22 protein-coding genes, 1 pseudogene and 1 other annotated feature are annotated in these 23,968 nt (G+C 54.5%); of the genes and pseudogenes, 9 read left to right on the top strand and 14 right to left on the bottom strand.

The genetic code is table 11. The annotated features are described in order from the left end of the window. Positions 1–253: 253 nt before the first annotated feature. From ilvD to ACK8P7_RS03490, 4 genes are all read right to left on the bottom strand, one after another. Entirely contained in the window at positions 254–1,900 is a 1,647-nt protein-coding gene (gene ilvD / locus ACK8P7_RS03505) for a dihydroxy-acid dehydratase (protein ID WP_410042845.1), read from the bottom strand. Between the two features lie 151 nt (positions 1,901–2,051). Beyond that, a complete protein-coding gene (locus ACK8P7_RS03500; protein ID WP_410042844.1) occupies positions 2,052–3,317 on the bottom strand; it encodes a TRAP transporter large permease in 1,266 nt (421 codons plus the stop codon). Beyond that, positions 3,317–3,820 carry a TRAP transporter small permease gene (locus ACK8P7_RS03495; protein ID WP_410042843.1) on the bottom strand — a complete coding sequence of 168 codons (504 nt, stop codon included), beginning with the start codon at positions 3,818–3,820 and terminating at the stop codon, positions 3,317–3,319. Before ACK8P7_RS03495 ends, ACK8P7_RS03500 begins: the two co-directional genes overlap by 1 nt. 184 nt (positions 3,821–4,004) lie before the next feature. After that, on the bottom strand, positions 4,005–5,159 hold the full coding sequence (locus ACK8P7_RS03490; RefSeq protein WP_410042842.1) for a TRAP transporter substrate-binding protein: 1,155 nt from the start codon (positions 5,157–5,159) through the stop codon (positions 4,005–4,007). Positions 5,160–5,358: 199 nt separating this feature from the next. Further along, positions 5,359–5,600, bottom strand: a binding site (T-box leader). Between the two features lie 301 nt (positions 5,601–5,901). On the opposite strand from ACK8P7_RS03490, the gene argC reads away from it, so the two are divergent. Continuing rightward, positions 5,902–6,837 carry an N-acetyl-gamma-glutamyl-phosphate reductase gene (argC, locus tag ACK8P7_RS03485; RefSeq protein ID WP_410042841.1) on the top strand — a complete coding sequence of 312 codons (936 nt, stop codon included), beginning with the start codon at positions 5,902–5,904 and terminating at the stop codon, positions 6,835–6,837. A 117-nt stretch (positions 6,838–6,954) separates the two neighbouring features. Here the strand turns inward: argC and ACK8P7_RS03480 are convergent, their stop codons facing one another. After that, positions 6,955–8,103, bottom strand: coding sequence for a DUF2232 domain-containing protein (locus ACK8P7_RS03480; RefSeq protein WP_410042840.1), 1,149 nt, complete (start codon positions 8,101–8,103; stop codon positions 6,955–6,957). A 208-nt stretch (positions 8,104–8,311) separates the two neighbouring features. On the opposite strand from ACK8P7_RS03480, the gene ACK8P7_RS03475 reads away from it, so the two are divergent. Next, entirely contained in the window at positions 8,312–8,989 is a 678-nt protein-coding gene (locus tag ACK8P7_RS03475) for a DUF1275 family protein (protein WP_410042839.1), read from the top strand. 212 nt (positions 8,990–9,201) lie between these two features. Here the strand turns inward: ACK8P7_RS03475 and ACK8P7_RS03470 are convergent, their stop codons facing one another. The 3 genes from ACK8P7_RS03470 to ACK8P7_RS03460 are packed head-to-tail and all read right to left on the bottom strand — an operon-like array spanning position 9,202 to position 10,932. Then, positions 9,202–9,720 (bottom strand): CYTH domain-containing protein, encoded by a 519-nt coding sequence (locus ACK8P7_RS03470; protein ID WP_410042838.1) that lies wholly within the window; start codon positions 9,718–9,720, stop codon positions 9,202–9,204. Positions 9,721–9,729: 9 nt separating this feature from the next. Then, positions 9,730–10,506, bottom strand: a complete 777-nt coding sequence (locus ACK8P7_RS03465) for a sulfite exporter TauE/SafE family protein (protein ID WP_410042837.1) — start codon at positions 10,504–10,506, stop codon at positions 9,730–9,732. A 3-nt stretch (positions 10,507–10,509) separates the two neighbouring features. After that, positions 10,510–10,932 (bottom strand): MarR family winged helix-turn-helix transcriptional regulator, encoded by a 423-nt coding sequence (locus ACK8P7_RS03460; protein WP_410042836.1) that lies wholly within the window; start codon positions 10,930–10,932, stop codon positions 10,510–10,512. 319 nt (positions 10,933–11,251) lie between these two features. On the opposite strand from ACK8P7_RS03460, the gene ACK8P7_RS03455 reads away from it, so the two are divergent. The 5 genes from ACK8P7_RS03455 to ACK8P7_RS03435 all read left to right on the top strand — a co-directional run bounded on the left by ACK8P7_RS03455 (position 11,252) and on the right by ACK8P7_RS03435 (position 17,482). After that, complete coding sequence (locus tag ACK8P7_RS03455) at positions 11,252–12,055, top strand: MBL fold metallo-hydrolase (RefSeq protein ID WP_410042964.1); 804 nt, start codon at positions 11,252–11,254, stop codon at positions 12,053–12,055. Positions 12,056–12,070: 15 nt separating this feature from the next. Continuing rightward, complete coding sequence (locus tag ACK8P7_RS03450) at positions 12,071–13,321, top strand: CdaR family transcriptional regulator (protein ID WP_410042835.1); 1,251 nt, start codon at positions 12,071–12,073, stop codon at positions 13,319–13,321. A gap of 21 nt (positions 13,322–13,342) precedes the next feature. Further along, complete coding sequence (locus tag ACK8P7_RS03445) at positions 13,343–14,686, top strand: GntP family permease (protein ID WP_410042834.1); 1,344 nt, start codon at positions 13,343–13,345, stop codon at positions 14,684–14,686. A gap of 236 nt (positions 14,687–14,922) precedes the next feature. Next, the gene (gene bsh, locus ACK8P7_RS03440; RefSeq protein ID WP_410042833.1) at positions 14,923–15,909 is read left to right on the top strand and encodes a choloylglycine hydrolase; all 987 of its coding nucleotides are present in this window, start codon (positions 14,923–14,925) and stop codon (positions 15,907–15,909) included. Between the two features lie 277 nt (positions 15,910–16,186). Next, entirely contained in the window at positions 16,187–17,482 is a 1,296-nt protein-coding gene (locus ACK8P7_RS03435; protein ID WP_410042832.1) for an ATP-binding protein, read from the top strand. Between the two features lie 103 nt (positions 17,483–17,585). Here ACK8P7_RS03435 and ACK8P7_RS03430 read toward each other — a convergent pair whose 3' ends face one another. From ACK8P7_RS03430 to ACK8P7_RS03405, 6 genes and pseudogenes are all read right to left on the bottom strand, one after another. Beyond that, the gene (locus ACK8P7_RS03430) at positions 17,586–17,963 is read right to left on the bottom strand and encodes a heavy-metal-associated domain-containing protein (protein ID WP_410042831.1); all 378 of its coding nucleotides are present in this window, start codon (positions 17,961–17,963) and stop codon (positions 17,586–17,588) included. A gap of 70 nt (positions 17,964–18,033) precedes the next feature. Beyond that, positions 18,034–18,336 (bottom strand): annotated as a pseudogene (locus ACK8P7_RS03425) (heavy metal translocating P-type ATPase); the annotation flags it as partial. Positions 18,337–18,845: 509 nt separating this feature from the next. Next, positions 18,846–19,004 (bottom strand): rubredoxin, encoded by a 159-nt coding sequence (locus ACK8P7_RS03420; RefSeq protein ID WP_410042830.1) that lies wholly within the window; start codon positions 19,002–19,004, stop codon positions 18,846–18,848. A gap of 23 nt (positions 19,005–19,027) precedes the next feature. Next, positions 19,028–19,414 (bottom strand): Fur family transcriptional regulator, encoded by a 387-nt coding sequence (locus tag ACK8P7_RS03415; RefSeq protein WP_410042829.1) that lies wholly within the window; start codon positions 19,412–19,414, stop codon positions 19,028–19,030. 117 nt (positions 19,415–19,531) lie between these two features. Continuing rightward, positions 19,532–19,993: an NUDIX hydrolase gene (locus ACK8P7_RS03410; RefSeq protein ID WP_410042828.1), complete on the bottom strand. Its 462-nt coding sequence runs from the start codon at positions 19,991–19,993 to the stop codon at positions 19,532–19,534. Positions 19,994–20,073: 80 nt separating this feature from the next. Next, positions 20,074–21,099 (bottom strand): alpha-hydroxy-acid oxidizing protein, encoded by a 1,026-nt coding sequence (locus ACK8P7_RS03405; RefSeq protein WP_410042827.1) that lies wholly within the window; start codon positions 21,097–21,099, stop codon positions 20,074–20,076. A gap of 312 nt (positions 21,100–21,411) precedes the next feature. Here ACK8P7_RS03405 and ACK8P7_RS03400 point away from each other — a divergent pair, with 312 nt between their 5' ends. Both ACK8P7_RS03400 and ACK8P7_RS03395 read left to right on the top strand, forming a co-directional pair. Beyond that, positions 21,412–22,743 (top strand): MATE family efflux transporter, encoded by a 1,332-nt coding sequence (locus tag ACK8P7_RS03400; protein WP_410042826.1) that lies wholly within the window; start codon positions 21,412–21,414, stop codon positions 22,741–22,743. Between the two features lie 306 nt (positions 22,744–23,049). Beyond that, positions 23,050–23,968: IS4 family transposase (locus ACK8P7_RS03395; protein ID WP_410042825.1), on the top strand; the 919-nt coding region annotated here is incomplete at its 3' end.

Raw genomic sequence — 23,968 nt, 5'->3', positions numbered from 1 at the left:
CTGGCTTCTTCTATTGAAAGAGGGTTGACAGCCCCTCATTTTAAGTAGTTACTTTACGGTCGTCAATATGGAAATATCGATGGATTTCATCGGAACTTTAAAATGAGCTCTGCCGTAAGTGGCAGAGCTCTATGGGGCAAAATGCATCGTGGGAAATGCATCCGCTGTCAGATGTCCGGTTCGAGTCCTCGATATACCCGCGGATCCGAACGCTGTGTTCAGCATGTTTCAATACATGCTTCGTATCTAGAACTTACTCGACGATCGCGCCGGAGTCGGCGGAGTGGACGAGCTTCGCGTATTTCTTGAGGTAGCCGGTGAGGTTGCGCTGCTCGCGTACCTTCATGGTCTTCTTACGCTCCTCGAGCTCCTCGTCGGAAACCTCGAGGTTGATGGAGTAGTTCGGGATGTCGATCTTAATCTTATCGCCATCCTTCACGTATGCGATGGTACCGCCGGCCTGGGCCTCCGGGGAAACATGTCCGATCGCTGCGCCACGGGATGCGCCGGAGAAACGTCCGTCGGTGATGAGGGATACAGTCGTATCAAGCTTCATACCGGCGATGGCAGAGGTCGGTCCGAGCATCTCACGCATACCAGGTCCGCCGGCCGGACCCTCATAACGGATCACGACACAGTCACCCGGCTTGATCTCGCCACCGTAAATCGCCTTGATGGCGTCTTCCTCGGAGTCGAAGCAGCGCGCGGTGCACTCATTGACCATCATCTGAGGTGCGACTGCCGAACGCTTGACGATGGAGCCATGTGGTGCCAGGTTACCATACAGCACGGCGAGACCGCCCTCCTTGAGGTATGGGTTATCGAACGGACGGATGACCTCCGGGTTCCGGTTGACGCTGTCCTTCGTCGCCTCACCGATCGTCTCACCGAGCACGGTCATACAGTCTCTGTGGATCAGGCCATGCTGATCGAGCTCGTGGATGACGGCATAGATTCCGCCGGCATCCATGAGGTCCTGCATGTGGTGGTGACCCGCCGGTGCCAGGTGGCAGAGGTTCGGGGTACGATCGGAGATCTCGTTGATCTTATGAAGATCGAACGGAACGCCTGCCTCATGCGCTACGGCCATGAGGTGCAGTGCGGTATTGGTGGAGCAGCCGAGGGCCATATCGGTGGTCAGGCAGTTCTCGATCGCATCTGCAGTGATGATGTCACGCGGACGGATGTTCTGCTCGAGGACCTTCATCACCTGCATGCCGGCCAGCTTTGCGAGACGGATACGCTCCGAATAGACCGCCGGGATGGTACCATTGCCCGGAAGTGCCATGCCCAGTACCTCGCAGAGGGAGTTCATGGAGTTCGCGGTGAACATACCAGAACAGGAGCCGCAGGTCGGACAGCAGGTATTCTCGATGTCGAGGACGCCCTTCTCGTCCATAAGACCAGCCTTGAACGCACCGACGGCCTCGAACGCGGTGTTCAGGTCACGCTGATGAAGAGACAGCATTGGCCCACCGGATACGAAAACGGACGGCAGATTCAGACGGCAGGCTGCGAGGAGCATGCCCGGCACGATCTTATCGCAGTTCGGAATGAAGACAAGGGCGTCGAGAGCGTGGCCGCTCGCCATACACTCAATGGTGTCGGTGATCAGCTCGCGGGATGACAGTGAGAAGTGCATGCCATCGTGGCCCATCGCGATACCGTCGCAGACAGCGATGGTGTTGAACTCGAGTGGCGTGCCGCCGGCCATCAGGATACCATCCTTGACCGCACGGGAGATCTGCTGCAGGTGCTCATGACCCGGAACGACCTCGGTAAATGAATTGACGACGCCGATCAGCGGACGGCGGATCTGCTCGTCGGTCAGGCCGTCGGCCTTCAGAAGTGAACGGTGCGGGGTACGCTCGATACCCTTCTTTACTACATCACTACGCATAGTGTACCTCCTGTATTTTTAAATCACATTGCGTATTTCTACTTATTATATCATGTGTCGGCCACCGGAGTTTATGGGGTCTGACCCCATAAACTTCAGTTTAGATTCTGTTTAGAAAAATTTAATGGGGTCAGACCCCCTTACGAAATTCTTAAGCCAGAATCAGTCCTGGGAACGCCAGTGGTACATAGAGGATCACGAAGAACACCACGATGAGGCCGATCAGGTACGGGATGATGGCCTTCGATATCTTCGTCATCGGAAGTCCCGTGATACCCGAGGCGACGAAGAGGTTGATGGCTACCGGCGGGGTGATCATACCGATGGCGAGACCGACGGCGAATACCACACCGAAGTGGACGAGGTTCACACCCATCGCCTTCACGAGCGGAAGGAATACCGGGGTGAGCAGGATGATCGCGGAGGAGGTCTCCATGAAGACACCAGAGACCAGGATGATAAGACCGATCAGGAAGAGGATGATGTAGGTATTGCTCGAAACGGAGAGAACAGCCTTCGAAATCATCTCCGGGATCTTCCAGTTCGCCAGTACCCAGCCGAACGGACCGGAGAAGCCGATGATCAGCATGATGACGGAGGAGGTCTTCGCAGAGTTCTTCATGATCTCCATGAGGCCCTTCGGCGTGAGGTCACGGTACACGAAGAAGCCGATGAGGATGGAGTAGATAACCGCGACATCGGCTGCCTCGGACGGGGTGAAGTAGCCGGAGAAGATGCCACCGAGGATGATCAGCGGCATGAGGATGCCCCAGACCGCATGGAGGAAGGTTCTCAGGACGTTCTTCACGCTGAGCGGTGTGCCCTTCGGGTAGTTGAGCTTCCGCGCTTCGACGAGGGCGATGACGATCAGGATCACACCCATCGTGATACCCGGGATGAAGCCGTTACGGAAAAGGGTATTGACCGACTGCTCTGCGATGACGGCGTAGAGCACCATCGGAACGGATGGCGGGATGACGACGCCGATCGTACCGGCAGCGGCGATGAGGGCGGCAGACTTATCGACATGATAGCCGCGCTTCTCGAGCTCCGGGATGAGAGTCGCACCGACGGCTGCGGTGGTCGCTGCACCAGATCCGGAAATCGCGGCGAAGAACATGCCGGCGAGGACGGAAACGATGGTGAGGCCGCCACGGATCCAGCCGAGGAGGGACTCTGCGAACTCGACGAGCACCTTCGACACGGCGCCCTTCGACATGAGGTCACCGGCGAGGATGAAGAACGGAACCGCGATCAGCGAGAAGCTGTCCTGCGCAGTGAAGATACGCTGCACCATCATGAGGGCAGGTACGTCACCGGCGACGAGGGTGATGAAGGCGGCGATGGCGATGGTGAAGCCGACCGGAACACCGAGAAGAAGTAAAATTGCGAACGAAATAAACAGTACGGCTGCCATTATGACTCCACCTCCTTCACTTCATCCATGTGGAACAGCTGCTGCAGGAACGCATCCAGCGCATGTACGGCCATAAGGCCGCAACCGAGGTCAATGCCTAAGTATACATAGCGCATCGGCCAGCGGAGGGATGCGGAAAGCTGTGTTCCCTGCTTTCCGAAATACTTATAGCCGTAGTAAACGACCACCAGGCAGAGGGCGAAACAGAGTGCATGCACGAGAAGCTGCATCACTCTCTTCACCGGTGCCGGCATCACATCCTGCAGTACCGTGACGGCGATGTGTCCGCCGTGCTTATAGACACACCCTGCACCGAGCATCGAGCACCAGATCAGTAAATAACGGGTGGCCTCCTCGGACCACTGTAACGACTTAAAGAAGATACGGCACACGATCTGCGCACCGGTGATGATGACCATCAGAAGCAGCATCGCGAAGATGACGTAGCCCATCACCTTATCGATCGCATCTGACAACTTATGAACAGCTTTAACAAATCCCACTTTGTCTGCCCCTTTCACTACCTGTTTCAGGTATCTGTACGACCCCTGTTTCTGAGACGGAGCCTGCTCGCGCAGGCTCCGTCTCAGCTTTATTTCTACATAAACTTCTTAATATGAACGTTCGGATAGGAAGTGATTGCGTAGCAATACCTTCGAACGTTTCACTTTCCAATGATCCGAAAAATCACTTAACTGTAGCGATGACGTCGTTGATCTTCTTTACATAATCGGCATACTGAGGATATGCATCATATACCGGCTGTACAGCTGCCTTGAAGGAAGCGATATCCGGGTTCTCCTCGACCTCCATGCCGTTGTCCTTCATCGCCTGAAGCTGATCTGCCTCCTGAGCGGCTACCCACTCTCTCTCATACTCTGCGGCATCCTGTGCTGCATCGAGGAATACCTGCTGGATGTCGGCGTCGAGCTCGTTGAACTTATCGAGGGACATGGTGACGATCGCAGTGGAGTAGCTGTGACCATCGAGGGTTGCGTACTTCTGGGACTCCCAGAGCTTATAGGAGTTGATAACGTTGATCGGGTTCTCCTCACCATCGACGGTGCCCTGCTGTAAAGCGGTCAGTGCATCGGACCATGCCATCGGCGTTGCGTTGACACCGAGTGCATCGAAGGCCTTCTGGTAAACCTCGTTCTCCATCACACGGATCTTGAGGCCCTTTACATCCTCTGCGGTCTTGATCGGACGAACGTTGTTTGTGAGATCACGGAAGCCTCTCTCTGCATATGCGAGACCCTTGAGGCCGGAACCCTCGAGTGTATCGAGAAGAGAACGACCTACCTCACCATCGAGCACAGCGTATGCCTGCTCCTTGTTCTCGAAGAGATACGGCATGTCGAGTACACCCATATCCGAGGAGAAATTTACGAACGGTCCGGACGTCACGATACCCATATCGAGGGTGCCCATCTGCATGGACTCAAGCATATCACGCTCACCACCGAGGTCTCCGTTCGGGTGAAGCTCGATCGCATACTTGCCGTCGGTCTTATCCTGTACATCCTGTGCGAACTTTACCGCTGCGATCATGAAGGAATCCTGCTCGTTGGTGGTCATACCAAGCTTTAGCACGGTTGCGCCCTCCGGGATCTCCGGCTGAACGTTCGATGCGTTCTTTACATCATCATCGGCTGCGGCTGCTGTGGTCTCTGCACCAGCTGCCGTGGTCTCCTCTGCAGCTGCCGTGGTGTCTGCGGCTGCGGCGGTCGTCTCTGCGGCTGCTGCCGTGGTTGCCTCTGGTGTGCTGGATGATCCGCAGGCTGCCAGGGATGCTGCCATCGCACCGGCCATCATCATGGCCATCATTCTGTTCTTTCTCATAATGTCTCCTCCTCAAATTGTATCAACAAATGTAAACGTTTTTATATTTCATCCGCCGAAGCGGCTGAAAGCTTCTTCCATCCATACAGGGCCAATGCTTACGGATTTACTTCATCACGAATCCGCCCATACATGGTCGATTTGTTTTTGAAATCGATCGGTGCAAGCAGATACAAAAAAAGCCTTTGTCTCTTTTTATCAAAGAGACAAAGGCTGTAAAGTCCTCTGCGGTACCACTCTCATTGTCGAATAAAACGACCACTCTGTCGCATCTATCAATGCTTAGTCCTTTAACGGAGACCAGCCCGGCGTAACCTACTAACCAGTGCGTTCAGCGCGCAACTCAGAGATGATTTTCACAGCTTTCGTTCCACTGTCTCGCACCCTCCGACAGCTCTCTGGCTCGCTCCAACTGCTACTTTTTCTCGTCAACGTTTTTTGCTCTGTATTGATTTATTCGTAATTTACGCCTTTTCCACTGCAGTGTCAAGAATCAAGCGTAGTGCAAAAATTCATAGCTGTTATAACACAGTAACAGTTCAGACAGGAGACCCGGAGCGGCGGCAACAGAGGCACAGTACTCCGTTGCCGCTCCTCCGGGTCTCCTGTCTGCTTGAACTGTTACATAACACATCGTTTATCAAGTATGTAAGAAAACTATATCTCGGTACTACGCAGATTTGCTAATATATATGAAAATATCCGTCTGCATGGCATGAACGGGAAGGTCAGGGAGGAAATCATGAAGACGAAAGTTTATATCGATGGTCAGAGTGGCACGACGGGACTTCAGATCTATGACCGGATCGGTCAACGCGAGGATCTCGAGATGCTGCGGATTCCGGAGGAGCTCCGGCACGATCCGGATGAGCGGAAGAAGTATCTCAACAGCGCAGATATCGTATTTCTCTGTCTGCCGGATGAAGGTGCCAGAGAAGCGGTTTCCTTCATTGATAATCCGAACGTGCGCGTGATCGATGCGTCGACGGCACACCGGACGAATCCGGACTGGACCTATGGCTATCCGGAGCTGTCGAAGGCGCAGCGGGAGGCGATTCGCACGAGTAAGCGTGTGGCGAATCCGGGCTGCCATGCGACGGGCTTCATTTCGACGACGGCTCCGCTGGTGGCGATGGGCGTGCTTCCGAAGGACTACCCGATGAACTGCTACAGCCTGACCGGCTACTCCGGGGGTGGCAAGAAGATGATCGCGGAGTACGAGGCAGAAGGACGTTCTGAGCTGCTGGACGCGCCGGGCATCTATGGTCTCAACCTGCAGCATAAGCATCTGCCGGAGATGCAGACGGTGACGGGACTCGCGTATCCGCCAGTGTTCATGCCGGTCGTGGACGATTATTATAAGGGCATGGCGACGACGATTATGCTCCAGAACCGGCTTCTGCCTGGGCAACCGAGCGCGGAGGAGATCTGTGCGAAGCTCGCAGACTACTATCGTGATGAGCACTTCGTATCCGTCGTGCCGTTCGGCGAGAATGACAGCAAGCTCTATGCAAATAAGCTTGCCGGCACAAACCGCCTCGAGATCGTGGTCTGTGGACATGAGGAGCAGACGACGGTGACCGCAGTTTTCGACAACCTCGGAAAGGGTGCGAGCGGTGCTGCGGTGCAGAACATGAACATCATGCTCGGACTGCCAGAGGAAACGGGCCTCGAGTGATCTCGAACGGTGTCCATTTCAACATGTAAACAGAGCCGTCGCGTGAATGATGAAACTCCATGAGCATTTCACCATTCGCGTGACGGCTCTGTTTGTTAGATTTCTGTCCGTGATTGCTCACTTCACATCCGTGGCGTCGTCTGGTCCGAGGTCGATGATGTCGCCACCGTCCTTCGGCGTCGGTACGAGGCGGGCACGGTCAGACAGGCTGTGGTCGCCTGCATCGGACCAATGCTGACGGTCCGCCGCACGGGTGGCACGCCCATCCACAGTGCGGCCGTCGGCAGCGGCGGTCTGCAGACCGAAGCGTCGCGCGATGTAGTCGTGGAGCGAGCCGGAGATGTAGAAGATGCCGAGGATCAGCAGGATCTGCGGCATCACGAAAATGCTGAGTGCCGTGAGAAGGCCGTTCACGAGCTTCGCACGGGTCAGGAAGAGACGGATCAGAAGCGAGATCGCGATCGCACCGAAGCACATCAGGATGATATAGCCGACGATGCCGATGATCTGGAGCAGGCTCTGGAGGATCGCGTTCTCGAGCGGCTTCGCGAAGGTGTAATTATAAGCGAAGAAGGCGAGGATGGACAGGACGCCCAGCCAGCGCGGCGGGTAATACTCGATGATCGGCTTCGGCTGCGGTACCGCCACGTGGAGACGACGCAGGATCAGAAGGCTGAGCTCATAGATGATAAAGCCCTGGACGGCACCGGTGAAGGCGACGGAAATGATCAGGATACGCTTCAGAAAATCCGGCGTCAGCATCTGCCGGAAGACATCCATCTGGGCAGCGCTCTGCGCGGTCGCTCCGGCACCGGTGAACTTCTGTGCCGAGTTAAGGGCCTCCGTCATGATCGTCTGCATCTCGAGGACATCCTGATCGAGCGTCGTGCCCGAGATGACCGCGAGGAGGAGGACATTGACCAGCTCCGCGATGATCGAGAGTAGCATCACGAGTAGGAGGGTACGAGTCATATCCTTCTTATCGTGGATACGACTGCCGAGGATCATGCCAATGAAGGCCATGCAGGACGAGTAGATGAGCGTCGTCGGCAGACTGAAGAACACGGCCATCAGCGTGGATGCGATCCAGACCGCGAAGCTCGAGCAGAGACCGTAACGCGCGCCGTAGGCGACCATCGGAATCGGCAGGATGAAGATGAGCGCCCCCTGGAACATGGAGCCGGTCTGGCGGTCGATCAGGAGCAGGATCGTAAAGAGCGCGGTGATCATCGCACCGAACGTAATTTTCTGAGTTTTCTGGTTCAATATGTTTACCTCGGTTCTGAATTCTGATGTCGTACCAGTAAGGATCAGCGCCAGGGGCCCCTGGCTCGACTGAACTGATACGAATCTTATAATTATATAGCATATCTCTGCGTGTTTATCCTGAAATTTCGGAAATATTATGGTGGAATTTCATAGAGCAGAGTGTTATAGTCGGAACGTTTGAAATTTTCCATCACAGGAGTTCGCAATGAAACTGATCAAATCAAGAAGAAACCTGTTGATTCATCTTTGCATGGCCTTCATGGGCGGCTACGCCGGCATGTACGGCATCCTGGTCCGCGGTTCGTTCGGGCAGGCCGTCACCTCGAATCTCGCAAATGTCTTCCGGCATCTGCTGCTCGGGGACAATGTCGAGGACGCGCTGTTTCGCGCCGGTGCACTGCTGGTCTTTCTGTTTTCACTCGCACTTACGCACATCCTGCAGATGAAGGACCGTCGCATCGCAGAAATCACCTGCCTCGTATCACAGCTTGCCTGCATCCTGATTTCGGCAGCGATCCCGGAAGCCACGCAGGGCGCACTCGCGCTCTATCCGATCTTTTTCCTGACCGGTATCCAGTGGGGCACCTTCACCGGTGCCGAGGGCTTCAACAGCGCGACGATCTTCTGCTCGAATAATTCGAAGCAGGCACTCTTCGGCTGGATCGACTATATCCTCACCGGAAAGCACGAAAGCTTCCGGCAGGGACTCTTCTACACCGCGACCCTCGTTTTCTTCTATGCCGCCGTCGTCATCTCCGTCTTCATGAGTGATCGCTTCGGTGCGCACGCCATCCTCCTCGAGCTGCTGCCGCTCACGCTGGTCGCCGGTGTCTGGCTCATCAACGACCGCGCCGCCGCGAAGGACGTGGCGATCGCTGCGTAAGCCCGGGGTGCTCGTGCAGAGGGCTCCATCTGTTACATGTTGATATAGACGCTATATGGCTGCCGCACCCGATGGTGCGACAGCCATTTTGATTTGTAACCGTTCTGGTAGTGGGGACCCGGAGGGGCGGCAACGGAGGCACAGCACTCCGAGACCGGTTCAATCTAAGCCGGGGACCCTAAGCGGCACTATCACTTCGATTTCGCAGAACTTCATGCCTGCTGCAGGCGGGTCGCTGTCCAGTAGGCCCCCATCGACTGGCCCGGCTGCTCGGTGACGTCGTCCGTCAGATACGCGCCGAGGCCGACCGAAGCCGGGTCGAAGGCCCGTGCCTCGTCCTCGCTTCTGAACTCGACTTCCGCATACCAGAACTCGGTCGGTGCGCCCTCGTCTACATGATTCACCTCGAGCTGATGGCCATCCGGCAGCAGGTAAGTCCGGCGAAGCTTCGGGATCAGCGGCAGACCGATGAGATCCTCGAGCTCGCGGAAGCGCGCCTCCTCGATCGGAAACTCGATTTCCTTCCGGCTGAGCCGTCCCTTCGACTTGAAGCAGAGGATGAACTCGTCCTTCAGCGGCGCGCCCTCCCCCGACACCCGCAGCTTCTCCTCACGGATCCGCACGGTCGGTCGCACCGACACGTAGCCCTGTCGCATCTCCTCTTCCTTCCGCAGCGGATAGCCCTCCGGCCAGCCCTGCACCATCCACTTACGCTCGATTTCCATTCCCATATCTCTACCTCAACTTAAAAACTGAAAGCCCATCACGACGATGCCGAGGATCACCAGGATGAAGCCGGTCGCCCGATTCAGGGTCTTCGCGGATGCCCGATTTGCGAAGACGGCGGCGACACGCGCCCAGAGGAAAGTGAACACGATGCACAACACCCAGACGGTCACATCCGGCATGCCACCGATCGCGAAGTGAGAAACCGCGCCGGTCAGCGCCGTGAAGGTCATGATGAAAACGCTGGTGCCCACGGCGGTCTTCAGCTCATAGCCGAGGACGGAGGTGAGGATCAGCAGCATCATCATACCACCACCGGCACCGATGAAGCCACAGATAAATCCGATCAGGACACCGCAGAGGATGGACTGGATCGCCCGCTTCTTTGCGGACACGCCCTGCATGGACTCCTTCGTCGTCATAACCGGCTTCACGATAAACTTGATGCCGAGCAGGAAGGTCATGAAGACAGAGAAGCTCCCCATGGTCGCAGATGGTACGAGCGACGAAATATAGCTCCCGACGACGGTAAAAATCAGCACACTGATCATCATGATGATGCCGTTTCGGATGTCGAGGTTTTGATTCTTTCCATAGGTATAGGCAGAAACCGCGCTCGCCAGCACATCCGATGAGAGCGCGATCCCGACAGCCCTATACGGATCCATGCCGAGGAAGGTGATGAGCATCGGTGTGATCACGGCGGCTGCGCTCATCCCCGCGAAACCGGTGCCGAGACCGGCGCCCATGCCGGCGAAAAAGGTAACGATAATCGTAAAAAGAAGTGACATAATTTAAGCCTCCGTATGATTGATATTTTTCTCCATCTGCATCAACGCCGCGCGAAACGCGGCGAGCGTCGGTTCATCGATGCCCTGGAGCAGTGTGTCGATAAACTGCGCCTGCACTGCGCGACCTTTCTCGACGATCGGTGCCGCCTTCTCCGTGAGCTTGAGCTCTACCTTCCGGCGGTCATGCGCGACCTCGCAGCGCACGAGCAGTCCCTCCTGAACCAGGCGATCGACGTTGATCGATACCAGGTTCGCCTTGATCCGGCGGATCTCCACGATATCCCGTGCGCTCTTGTACTCCGGATGATTCGCGAGAAACATCAGGATATCGAACGCCGTCTGCGGGATGTCGAGCTCATGACAAAGCGCCTTACAGCTCCGCGTATACGCCCGGCTGATCTTATCTGCAAAAGAAATATCGAACATGTTTCCTCCATTTTTGATTAGTTCATTTTTGAACAAAGCGAAGTATAGAACGATTTAAAAGAAATGTAAAGCACTTCATCCTATTTCAACCAGACTTTGTGCCCAAAAGTCGAGGACACGCCGTGACCGTTCCGTGCACTATTTTGTTACTGAAAATAAAACCCGCACAAATATCCGTCGATTTCACTAAAAATCAGCATATTTATTTGTGCTTCAGCACAATGAAATCCATCTCCGAAAGTGCGATAATAAAGCTATCAGAACAGATCGTGAATTGACAACTGAAAATGGAGGTGTGGATGTGAAGCTGACCGCAATCATGGATAACCACCGAAGCGAGCAGAAGGCACTGACGGCTGAGCATGGGCTGTCGTTTCTGCTGGACACCGGGACGACGAAGATTCTCTTCGATTTCGGTGCCGGTCGGGCTGCGTATGACAATGCAGTAAAGCTGAACGTAGATCTCAAATCGATCGATTACGCCGTCGGAAGTCATGGGCACTACGACCATGGCGGTGGATATCCGTACTTTTTTGTGGGTGGATTGAGCTGCCCGCTGATTACGGGGGACGGTTACTTCGAGGAAAAGTATGCGTTTGATGGGATGAAGGCGACGTATCTCGGCTGCGGCTTCGATGAGCGCTGGATGGAGGAACGTCGGATCGATCATCGCGTCTGTCGTGAGATGATGAAGCTGGAGGACGACTGCTATGTCGTCAGTGGATTCCAGCGGACGCATGATTTCGAGACGATTCCGAAACGCTTCGTGCTCCGGGATCAGGAGGGCTGGAAGCAGGATGATTTTTCAGATGAAGTCTGTCTGGTGCTGACACGGCCGGAGGGACTCGTCGTCATCGTGGGCTGCAGCCACCCGGGCATCCTCAATATTCTAAAGTCGGTGCAGATGCGCTTTCACCGACCGGTGTATGCGGTCTTCGGCGGTACGCACCTCGTAGAGGCAGACCGGCCGCGCATCGAAAAGACGCTGGATGAGATGAAGGCCATGGGTGTCCGTCTGATCGGCTTCAACCACTGTTCCGGCGAACTGCTCCAGGAGATGCTGGACGCCCGTCCGGATATCCGGCACTGCTACCTCGGCGCAGGCGACTGCCTGTTCCTGTGAATTTCGGAATGTGACATGAAAGAAATAGCAACGATGGCCCAGGATTTCGTGGAAGCGACGTCGGCGCTGGTGGGTCATCGCACGATCAATATCATGGATACGAACGCGATTATCATCGCGTCGACGGAAAAGAATCGCATCGGCACCTTTCATCAGGGCGCCGCAGAGGTGCTGGCGACCGGAAAGCCAGTGCTGGTTCGAAAAGAGAATCTGGCAGCGTACCCAGGTGCACGCGAGGGCTACAATATGCCGATTTATCTCGAGGATGAGATGATCGGTGTCGTCGGAATGTTCGGCGATGAGGCGGAGGTTCGGGATACAGCAAATCTGCTCTGTGTGTATGTATCACAGCAGTTTGCACAGTTCCAGCTGGCGCAAAAGCAGAAAATGGAATCGGAGATCGGCACGCAGCTGCTTCGCTCGCTCATACTGGGCGATGAGACGCAACGCGAAAAGGTACAGCAGCTCTGTGATTTTCTGGATGTACATCTCGCATTTCCGTATCGGGTCATCCTGATTTATCAGGAGACTGCGGAAAGCACGGATGAATATGTAGAGTCACTGTCCCATGCGGTTCAGTCGCTGGTATGGAAGGGGATTCTGGACCGACAGCGCGATGTATTTGGCTTTTATAAGCAGAGCTATGTAATCCTGCTGAGCGATACTTCGGAGAAATCCAGTGAAGAGTGGCTGACACATGAACATAGTGACTGTGATGCCTCAGAGGCAACGCCACCTGAAGGAGACATTGGTCGGCTCTTCGAACGGGAGCAGCTGGATGAACGGAATGGTCAGAATCGTATCGGGAAGCCGATCGCGGAAATCCGCTCGCACCCTGGCTGGCGGACCGTCATAAGCGGTATATGTAAAACGATGAACGAAATACCGGAAGGTATGCGTGAAGTGATGATAATGAAAGAGATGAAAGGAGGGGAGATTCAAAATCTCGAAGAGCATTCGTGCAGGATGCGGTATCTGCTGGGACGCTTCATCAGTTATGGCGGCGATCGGGCCGTCCGGGAGATGGCGGAGCGGCTGCTGCAGGAGGGGGAGAAGCAGGCCGAACTGCTTCTACACACGGCGGAGTGCTACTACGAGGAAAATGGAAGTGCAACCAGCGCTTCGGAACGGCTGCACCTGCATAAGAATTCCTTGCTGTATCGGATGAAGCGGCTATACCAGCTTCTGGGAATCGAAAAGGATACGGCGTTTGTGCGGGAATTCTATGTTCGTCTGCTGCTGGAGTACTGGAACCAGATTTTTTAAAAAATAAAAGGAGGTATGAAAATGTCTGGTTTATTCATTTTTGGCGTTATATTTTTAGCCGTTGTTTGTATGGTCATCGCGATTTCAAAGTTCAACATGCACCCGTTCCTGGTGCTGACGGTGATTGCGATTTTAGTCGGTCTGGTATGTGGTATTCCAGCGGGCGAGGTCATCGATACCGTGAAGAGCGGCTTCGGTAATATCCTCGCAAGCATCGGTATCGTCATCCTTTGTGGTACCATCATCGGCACCATCCTGGAGAAAACCGGTGCCGCGCTGACGATGGCAAATTCGATTCTGAAGATCGTCGGCAAGGATCGAAGCGTGCTGACGATGGGTATCACCGGTTACATCACCGGTATCCCGGTATTCTGTGATTCCGGTTTCGTTATTCTGAGCCCGATTTCGAAGGCACTGGCAAACCGCAGTAACATTTCCCTCGCAGTGATGGCGACGGCCCTGTCCGGTGGTCTTTATGCGACCCACTGTCTGGTACCGCCGACACCGGGACCGATTGCGATGGCGGGCACGCTGGAAGCAGACCTCGGACTCACGATTCTCGTCGGCCTTCTGGTTTCCATTCCGGCCGTGGCTTCGGCACTGGTATATGCCAACAAGGTTTCCAGCAAGATCGACATCCCGGCGAATCCGGAGTATACCGTCGATGAGCTGATGGAGAAGTACGGCCAGCTGCCAGGTGCACTGCACAGTTTCTCCCCGATTCTTCTTCCGATCATCCTGATCGCACTGAAGTCCGTCAGCGATTTCCCAAGCGCACCATTCGGCTCCGGTGCCGTGAAGTCCTTCTTCTCCTTCATCGGTAATCCGGTTATCGCGCTGATCATCGGTGTGTTCCTTTCCATGACGCTGATTCCGAAGAGTGAAAAGGAGAACGCGCTGAAGTGGATCACCGAGGGCGTTACCAACTCTGCAGGTATTCTGGCCATCACCGGCGCCGGCGGATCCTTCGGTGCCATCCTTCAGAAGCTTCCGATCGCGGACGCACTCAGTGCATCCCTGCTCGGACTCGGCGTCGGCGTTTTCCTTCCGTTCATCATCGCGGCACTTCTGAAGACTGCGATGGGTGCATCCACCGTTGCGATGATCACGACCTCAGCGATGATTGCGCCAATGATGCCGTCCCTCGGCTTCACATCTCCTCTCGCAAAGGTACTGGTCATCATGGCGATCGGTGCCGGCTCTATGACGGTTTCTCATGCCAATGACTCTTACTTCTGGGTTGTATCGCAGTTCTCCGACATGGATACGAAGGACGCATATAAGTGCCAGACCGGTATGACGGCAGTCATGGGTGTCACGACGATCATCGTCGTATTCATCCTGTCACTGATCTTCGTGCATTGATACACAGAATCATATAGATATACACGCAGGGCGCTGGATTTCCAGCGCCCTGTGAAATTTCTGTGAAGCTATGGATTCTCCTGCCGCTGCGGTCTACAATCACTTTATCATTATCCGCTGCCTGAACGTAAGTGGTTTATCCACCCTGGACGCACGCGTGCAGCACGTGCAGACCTCAGGCGACGTTTCATCGAACGTATATTTATAAACATTGACGAAAGGAGTTTAAAGAGACAATGTGTACAGCAGCAACCTATAAGACGAAGGATTTTTACATCGGCAGAACGCTCGATTATGAGCTTTCCTATGGCGAAGAGGTGACGGTCACGCCGCGAAACTATCCGTTCCGGTTCCGTCACGCCGGCGAGCTGAAGTCGCACTACGCGATCATCGGCATGGCCTTCGTGGCTGGCGGCTATCCGCTTTACTATGATGGCGTGAACGAAAAGGGTCTCGGCATGGCGGGCCTTAATTTCGTGGGCAATGCGGTCTATCAGGATGCTCTCCCGGATGTGCCAGCAGAGACCGATCAGGTCGCGCAGTTCGAATTTATCCCGTGGATCCTCGCGCAGTGTGCAACGGTCGACGATGCGCGGACGAAGCTCGCGACACTGCGACTTCTGAAGACCCCGTTCAGCGAGCAGCTGCCGGCAGCACAGCTCCACTGGATCATCGCAGACCGGGATGAGTGCATCGTCGTCGAGTCGATGGCGGATGGTCTTCATGTATACGATAACCCGGTCGGTGTCATGACGAATAATCCACCGTTCCCGAACCAGATGTTCGCCCTCAACAACTACCCGGGTGTTTCCCGGAAGCAACCGGATGCCAGCTTCGCCGGTGTACTCCCGCTTCAGGCCTACAGCCGTGGCATGGGCGGCCTGGGTATCCCGGGCGATCTGTCGAGTCAGTCTCGTTTCGTGAAGGTTGCCTTCACGAAGCTGAGCTCCCTTTCTGGCGATGACGAGCGCTCCAGTGTGAGCCAGTTCTTCCATATCCTCGGCTCCGTTGACCAGCAGCGCGGCTGCTGTGAGGTCGCTGAAGACAAGTATGAGATCACGATTTACACCTCCTGCTGCAACGCAACGAAGGGCATCTACTACTACACGACCTACGACAATCACCAGATCCACGCCGTCGACATGCACCACGAAGACCTCGACGGAAGCGAACTTCGCCGCTACCCGGTCGAACTCGAAGGCGAGGTAAAGTGGGTGAACTAAACTTCGCAGATCAGAAAACCGTGTCAGCGCATCACTCGTTTCAACCCGAGTGATGCGCTTTTCTTGAAGCATTTCATCTTCTTCGTATAAATTTCCTGCAGCATTTCATCTTTTTCGCGTTTTTTTGTTGAAATGTTTCATCTTTTTCACAGAAATGCTGTCTGATCCATGGATTTCCTACCTTTACGATGCTACAATCATCCTATAGCCATGCTATCCTGGAACGAGCGTTAATTATCCCGAAATGATGTACACTACGGAAAGCGAGGTGCGATGCATGTATAGAAAATTTTATGAGCAGCTGATGGAGTGGGAGCAGAAGCGCATCCCGTCACCGCTGCTGGTGATCGGTGCTCGGCAGATCGGAAAGACCTGGATCATCCGGAAATTCTGCGAAGAAACGTATCCGAACTATATCTATATCAATCTCGAGGAACGGGCCGATATCGCATCGGTGTTTAAAGGAAATCTCGATCCGGAGACGATTCTTCTGCAGATCAGTCAGATTCTCGGACAGCGCGTGGACGACACCACACCGATCTTTTTCGATGAAATTCAGTCCTGCGAAAGAGCGATTACATCCCTCAAATACTTCTGTGAATCCGACAAGCCCTATCGCATCCTCTGTGCCGGCAGTCTCCTCGGCGTGAAGCTAAAACGTTTCGAGGGCTCCTTCCCGGTGGGAAAGGTCCGCATACTGAAGATGTACCCGATGGATTTCGAAGAGTTCCTGCTCGCCTGTGGCGAAGACCTCCTCCGCGATGGTATCCGGGAAGCGTACCTCGGGCGAATGCCTCTGGCGGAAGGCGTGCACGAGAAGGCACTGCGTCTGTACCAGGACTATCTCTATATCGGCGGTATGCCACAGGCCGTTTTATCCTATCTGGAAAGCGAAAAACTGGCGGTTGAGGTCGATCCGCTGATTTACGAAAACCTGCGCCTCGCTTATCTCGCCGACATGACGAAATACGTGACGAGTCCTGCGGAAAGCGTAAAAATCACGGAAGTTTATCGCTCGATTCCGCGACAGCTTGCAAAGGAAAATCCGAAGTTCAGATACAGTGAAGTGAAACCGAAAGCAAATAAGCGGGATTACTTCGCGCCGATCGACTGGCTGGATGCCTCCGGCATGATTTATAAAGTCCATCGTCTGGAAGTACCACTCTCACCGCTCAGTGGTTACGAAAACAGCGACAGCTTCAAGGTCTATCTCTCCGACACCGGCCTGCTGACGCATATGTGCGGCCTGCACTATCGCGACCTGCTGCCGGATGTGCACAATATTTATAAGGGAGCCGTGACCGAAAACTACGTGATGCAGCAGTTCGCGAGTAAGAACCGTGCGCTCTACTATTTCAAGCCATCTGAAAGCATGGAAATCGATCTGGTAAGTGACCTGAATGAGCAGATCATCCCGATCGAAATCAAATCCGGTCGCAACAAGCGCTCCACCAGCCTCCGAAATTATCGCGAGAAGTACCAGCCGGACTACGCGATCCGCTTCTCCGAGCTCAATTTCGGATGGCAGGACCAGCTCTACTCGATCCCACTCTATGCCGCCTGGTGCATCTGATGCTCAACAAAAAGCCACGCGCACCGTTATGCTGGTGTGCGTGGGTTTCTGTTGTTTCGGATTTATTTCGGTAGCCGTTCAGGCAAGGGACCCGAACGCTTATTTATTTCATCTCGCCGCTGATTTCCTTCACCGCATAGCCTTCGCGGGCGACGGCGGCGATGATGGTCGCCGGGGCGATGTCACGGTCACAGTCGACGTGGGCGTGCTTCTTTCGGAGGCTGACATCAGCCGCGGCACCGTCGATGGCGTTGATGGCACGGGCCACCTTCGCAGCACAGTTCTCACAGTGCATACCTTCGACCTGGAAGTCGTAGCTGTGCAGCACAGGGCCGTCCAGTTTTTTCTTTTCTGGCTTCGCGATGCGCTCGCAGGAGCCACCGCCACAGCAGCCGCCCTCGCCATGCAGATGCTTCGCCGATTCCTCCACGGCCCAGGCCACGATGAGCAGCAGCACGACGATTACAATCAGATTCGACATATTCTCTCCTATTTCAGTGCACTGCAGGCATGATGTCCAGTTTCAGGGTCTTCCATGCCTGCAGTTGCTTTTACTTCGTCTCTTCCAGCAGGTTCGTCATGCTGTCGATGCCGACCATCATGGTGGAGCTGTTATGAAGCAGCGCCGAGGTCGACGGGGTGATGAGCCCACCGATGCCGAGGGCGATCAGCAGGGAATTAAAGCCGACGATGAAGCGGTAGTCACCGTGTACACGGTTCATCAGTGCGCGGCTCAGACGCCGAAGTACGACGAGCTCCATGAGGTCGTCCGCGGAGATGGTGATGTCCGCGATTTCACGCGTGATCGCTGCGCCGGAGCCGATGGCGACACCGACATCCGCCTCCGACACGGCTTCCATGAACTTGCCGCCCTTGATGGAGATACCGTAATTCCGCGCTTCCTTGATCGCCGACAGCACCGCAAGCGGTACCGAACAGCACACCACCTGCAAAAACACCAAGCTTCTTCAGATTCTTCAGATCCTTTACCTTTAACATGATTCTATCCTACTGATTGATCAATAAATGTTAGTTTCTGCTAACCTCCAAATGTTAGTACCGTCTAACCCGGATGTCAAGAAAAATCACGCGCCGGAAAACTCACTTTTTCGAATGACTGACATAGTTTCAGACGAGCACCCAGGGACGAAAACATATCCACGAATTACATAAGCACGATCGAGAAGTGGGCCGATCCGATGCACCGAGTTACAAAAAGGACGCCAATCGGCGTCCCTCTCGTTTTATACCACATTCATTTCGGTGAGAACTCTTTGTGCGTTTCTCCAGCACAGCCTGGTTTCAGGCTCTCACCCTCTACATAGTCCGGGATATGCATCCGTTTCTCCAGCACAGCCGGGTTTTAAGCCTCTGCAGAGAACTGGTCCTTACCAACCGAGCACAGCGGGCACTCGAAATCCTCCGGAACATCTTCCCACTTCGTGCCAGGTGCGATACCACCATCCGGGTATCCCTGCTCCTCGTCATACTCCCATCCACATACATCACATACGTACTTCATCTTTTTTCCTCCTGATTTTTTCGTCATTCCTGCATCTGACATGCAGGGCAGATCGCCTTAAACATGATATCGTAACTCAGGAACTGCATCCCATGCGGATCGCGGATCCGCTCTATGAGACCCGGCATTTCGTCGATGTCTACATCGAACACCTCTCCGCAGCGCACGCAGCGCCCATGGTAGTGATTTCGCAATGTGAAATCGAAACGATCCGGCCCATTTGGAACCTCGATGCGACGGATACTTCCCTCCTCTGAGAGGATGCCGAGATTTCTGTACACCGTACCCTTCCCGATGCCAGGGTGTTCCTGCCGGACGTATTCGTAAACCTCCTCTGCCGTCACATGACGTTTCATCGTCAGAACCGCATTTCGAACGAGATCTTTCTGCACGGTGTTTCTTCTCTCCATGTCGCCTCCGCCATTTCTTAATAGGATTAATTCCTATTAAGAATATACATCATGACCTACATTATGTCAACATCCGTAATGCTTTTTTCCGGAAATCACCGGATCTGCGAATAGAATTCAGTAATCCGTAATCTTCTTTTCCACGAGCTTATCACCTTCATAACGGAGTTTAATGGAGAAGAAGCGCTCATCCCCGGAGAGGAGGCGCTCGAGGAAGACGCGATCACCTTCCCAGGTCGGGAGCGCAAGAACGTCCGACTTCTCCACCCATGCGAGCTCGCCTTCATCGCACTCGATCATCTCGCCGTCAAAGGCATCCGCGGTGAAGACACACATAAGCTCCGGCTCGCAGACGTCACTGAGAAAGGTCACGAGACCGCGGAGGCGATACGCCGTCAGCACGAGCCCCGTCTCCTCCTTCACCTCGCGAAGCAGGCACTCCTCCGGCGTCTCACCGTTTTCCACATGTCCCCCGACACCGATCCACTTTCCGGCATTGATGTCATGGTGCTTCTTCACCCGGTGAAGCATCAGGTACTTCCCCTCTTTTTCGATATAACACAGCGTCGTCATCTTCATCACGCTCTTCTCCTTTTTTATTTCAAAATCAGGGAGCCAGTCACCCGGCTCCCCTCGCTATCCACATAATCTATGAAGTTTTACACCCGCACGCAGTCTCTCGTGATCTCCGCAAGCGTGCTCACACCGCACATCTCCATGGTGTCCTTCAGCTCGCTGCCGATCTTCTGGATGTACGCCTCGACGCCTTCCTCCGCGCCACCGTACACCGCCGTCACGAACGGACGGGCAATGATGACGGCGTCAGCGCCGAGTGCCAGGGCCTTAAATACGTCGGCACCTGAACGGATACCGCCGTCGACGAAGATCTTCATATCGCTGCCGGTCGCACGCACGGCCTTCACGATCTCCTCGAGCACTTCTGCCGTCGCCGGACACTGGTCGAGCACACGTCCGCCGTGGTTCGAAACCACGATAGCCGCCGCACCGGCCTCCTGTGCCTTCAGCGCACCCTTCACGGTCATGATGCCCTTCACGATGAACGGCACACCCGCTGCCTCTACGATTTCATGAAGCTCCTCCACCGACTTACTGCCGGCCGGCGGGGTCAGGTTCTTCAGGAAAGGAAGACCGGCCGCATCGACATCCATCGCTACGGCGAAAGCATTGGCCTCCTTTACAAGCGCCATCTTCTCGCGCACCGTCTCGATGTTCCACGGCTTCACCGTCGGGATGCCGAGACCACCGGCCTTCTTTACGGCTGTGGTCGCGGCCACCATCACCTCCGGATTCGTGCCGTCACCGGTGAACGCTGCGATGCCATGCTCCGCACACGCAGACACCAGGATGTCGTTGTAGGAGATATCGTTCAGCGCATCACCGTAGTGCAGATTCACCGCACCGACCGGACCCGCGAAAAACGGATACTGGAAGGTCTTTCCGAACAGCTCGAGGGAGGTGTCGACCGGACGCTTCTCTACCAGCGTATCCATCTGGAGACGAATCTCCTTCCACTTATCATAGTTGCGGATCGCCGTGTCACCGACGCCCTTCGCGCCCGGACCCGGAATCTGGTTCCGGCATGCACGCCCGTTGCACTCCAGGCACGCCTTACAGTACTTCCCGATGCGCGTTCTCGCCTGCTCTATACACTCTGAAAAATTCATATCATGCCTCACTTTCTATACACCATGTGTTTCTTATTATACACCGTCGCGCCAAAAGTAAAGCATTTTTTACATACCGAAAGTTTATGGGGTCTGACCCCATAAACTTCTGTTTAGATTCTGTTTAGAAAAATTTAATGGGGTCAGACCCCATTACGAAATTCTTAAGATGACGGTCGATGAAAGCAGGCTTGCGTCGGTCCGCGCTCCGGTGCTATCCTATCTACGCTATATGCCTGAACGCGCGGATTACGAGCATCGAGATCTCCGCGCTCCGCAGCAGTCTTATCTTATCATTCAGAAGGATCTATCATGGCTATGACTACAAAAGACGAATACCTCATCACAGACGCGCCTCTTCGCGCGCTCACGATCTTCGCGCTGCCGATGATTCTCGGCAGCTTTTTCCAGCAGGTCTACAACATGGCCGACTCGATTATCGTCGGCCAGTACGTCGGCTCCGCCGCGCTGGCGGCGGTCGGTGCCTGTGCCGCACTGACGAACGTCTTCATCTGTATCGCACTCGGCGGCGGTGTCGGCGCCGGCGTGCTCGTGAGCCGCGCATTCGGCGCACGCAACTATGAGCGTATGAAAACGATCGTGTCAACCTCACTCATCAGCTTTCTGGTCCTCAGCATCCTCCTCGGCGGCCTCGGCTTCGTGCTCTCCCGCCCGATGATGCGCCTGCTCCAGACCCCCGCTGACATCCTCGACACGGCGACACTCTACCTCCGCGTCTACTTCCTCGGTTTCCCGTTCCTCTTCATGTACAACATCCTGTCGAACATGTTCACCTCGATCGGAGAGTCACGCATCCCGCTTGCACTCCTCATCTTCTCGTCCGTGCTGAACATCTTCATGGATCTCTGGATGGTGGCGAGCCTCGGCATGGGTGTCTTCGGTGCCGCCCTCGCAACACTCATTTCACAGGGCATCTCTGCCATCTTCTCACTACTGATCTTCTTGCGCCGGATGCGCCGCTATCCGGGCCGCTTCGCCTGGTTCGACCTTCAGGCGCTTCGGGCAATGCTGGAAATCGCCGTGCCTTCGGTCCTCCAGCAGTCCACGGTCTCGATCGGTATGATGATCGTCCAGGCCGTCGTGAACCCATTTGGCACCCAGGCGCTCGCCGGCTACTCCGCGACCATGCGCGTCGAGAATGTGTTCTCGCTGATGTTTGTGTCGATCGGCAATGCTGTCTCCCCGTACGTTTCACAGAACCTGGGTGCGAAGAAAACCGATCGTATACGAAAAGGCTACCGCGCTGCACTTCTGCTGGACGTCTGCTTCGCCGTGCTCGCCTTCGTCGTCATCGAAACACTGCATACGCAGATTTCCGCCCTCTTCCTCGGTAAGGACGGTACCGCCCTCGCCTATGAAGTCTCCGCAGGCTACATGAAGTGGCTCGGCTACTTCTTCATCTTCATGGGCATCAAGATGGCTACCGACGGTGTGCTCCGTGGCCTCGGCATCATGAAGCCGTTCCTCATCGCAAACATGGTGAACCTCGCCATCCGTATGTCCGTCGCGCTCATCTTCGCCCCACGCTTCGGCATCGCCTTCGTCTGGCTCGCCGTCCCGGCCGGCTGGCTCGCAAACTTCCTGATCTCCTACGCTGCACTTCGGAAGAACTGGCCAGCTTAAGTCTTCATGATAAACGGTGCAAATCGCGCCAGACACTTCTCTGCATCGACATACCAAAAACGCTGACCTGCACTACGCAGATCAGCGTTTTTTCACTCTTAAGAAAATCTTAATGGGGTCTGACCCCAATGTCGTCAACTTAACATTTAGATCCACGCGAAAGCGTGGGTCTTATTTTTTTACAAATAAATTTATCAAAAGACTTGACAAAACCTCCCGAAAGTGAGGTCGCTTCGCGACCTTGTCAGTCAAGGGGATGTTCGCAGCGGCGCGAACCCTTAACCGCACTTCAAGGAGGTCAGTCTTATGAATCGAATCAACATCTGCAAAAACATTATTCAATCCATCCGTGATTATATCACAAATCCGGATAACCTCGATGCTTATCGTGAAAAAAATCGCTTCGTCCGTAAGCGGAAACTATCGATTTTTCATGTAATCATGTACCTGCTCTTCACCTCGAAAGCGTCCATGTATCAGAACCTTTTCAAAATCCGAACGGAGCTGAAAAACCTTGAATTTCCTGATGTTTCCAAGCAGGCGCTCTCCAAAGCCCGCCAGTCCATTCACCCGGATTTATTCCTTTCACTCTTTAACATCTCCGTTGATTTGTTTTATAAGCAGCAGCCTCAAAGACGGACATGGAACGGTTACCATCTTTTAGCTGTTGATGGTTCCAAGATCGAACTACCTAATTCGAAATCCAATTTCGAATTCTTTGGCGAAATGTCGACCTATCCAAATCCAGAGCGACGTTTCACTTCGGGGCTGGCATCGATCATCTATGATGTTCTGGACGATTACATCGTTCACGCTTCTCTCAGCCCGTATTTGGCCTCTGAGCGTACGGCAGCGAAGGAACACATCGCAAATCTTGAAGCACTTGATATCTTCGCCGATAACAGCATCGTCATATTTGATCGAGGCTATTACTCTGAAGGTATGTTTCGCTTCTTTTCTGAACGAAATCATCTTTGCCTTATGCGCTTGAAAGCCAACACAAAGATAGTTAAAAACTGCAAAGGCGATACCATGTCCATCCTACCGGGCAACCCAAAATCTGGAACAGAAGATGTAAAGATACGAGTCGTCGAGGTCGACCTTCCGAATGGAACCCAGGAATATCTCGCTACAAACATTTTTGATCCAGGCATTACGCCGTCGATGTTCCGTGAACTTTATTTCTATCGCTGGCCGATCGAAGTGAAGTACAGAGAGCTCAAAA

This window comes from Oribacterium sp. P9 (assembly GCF_046365365.1).
Taxonomy (GTDB): Bacteria; Bacillota; Clostridia; order Lachnospirales; family Lachnospiraceae; genus Oribacterium.
This window is presented reverse-complemented; position numbering and strand designations above follow the sequence as displayed.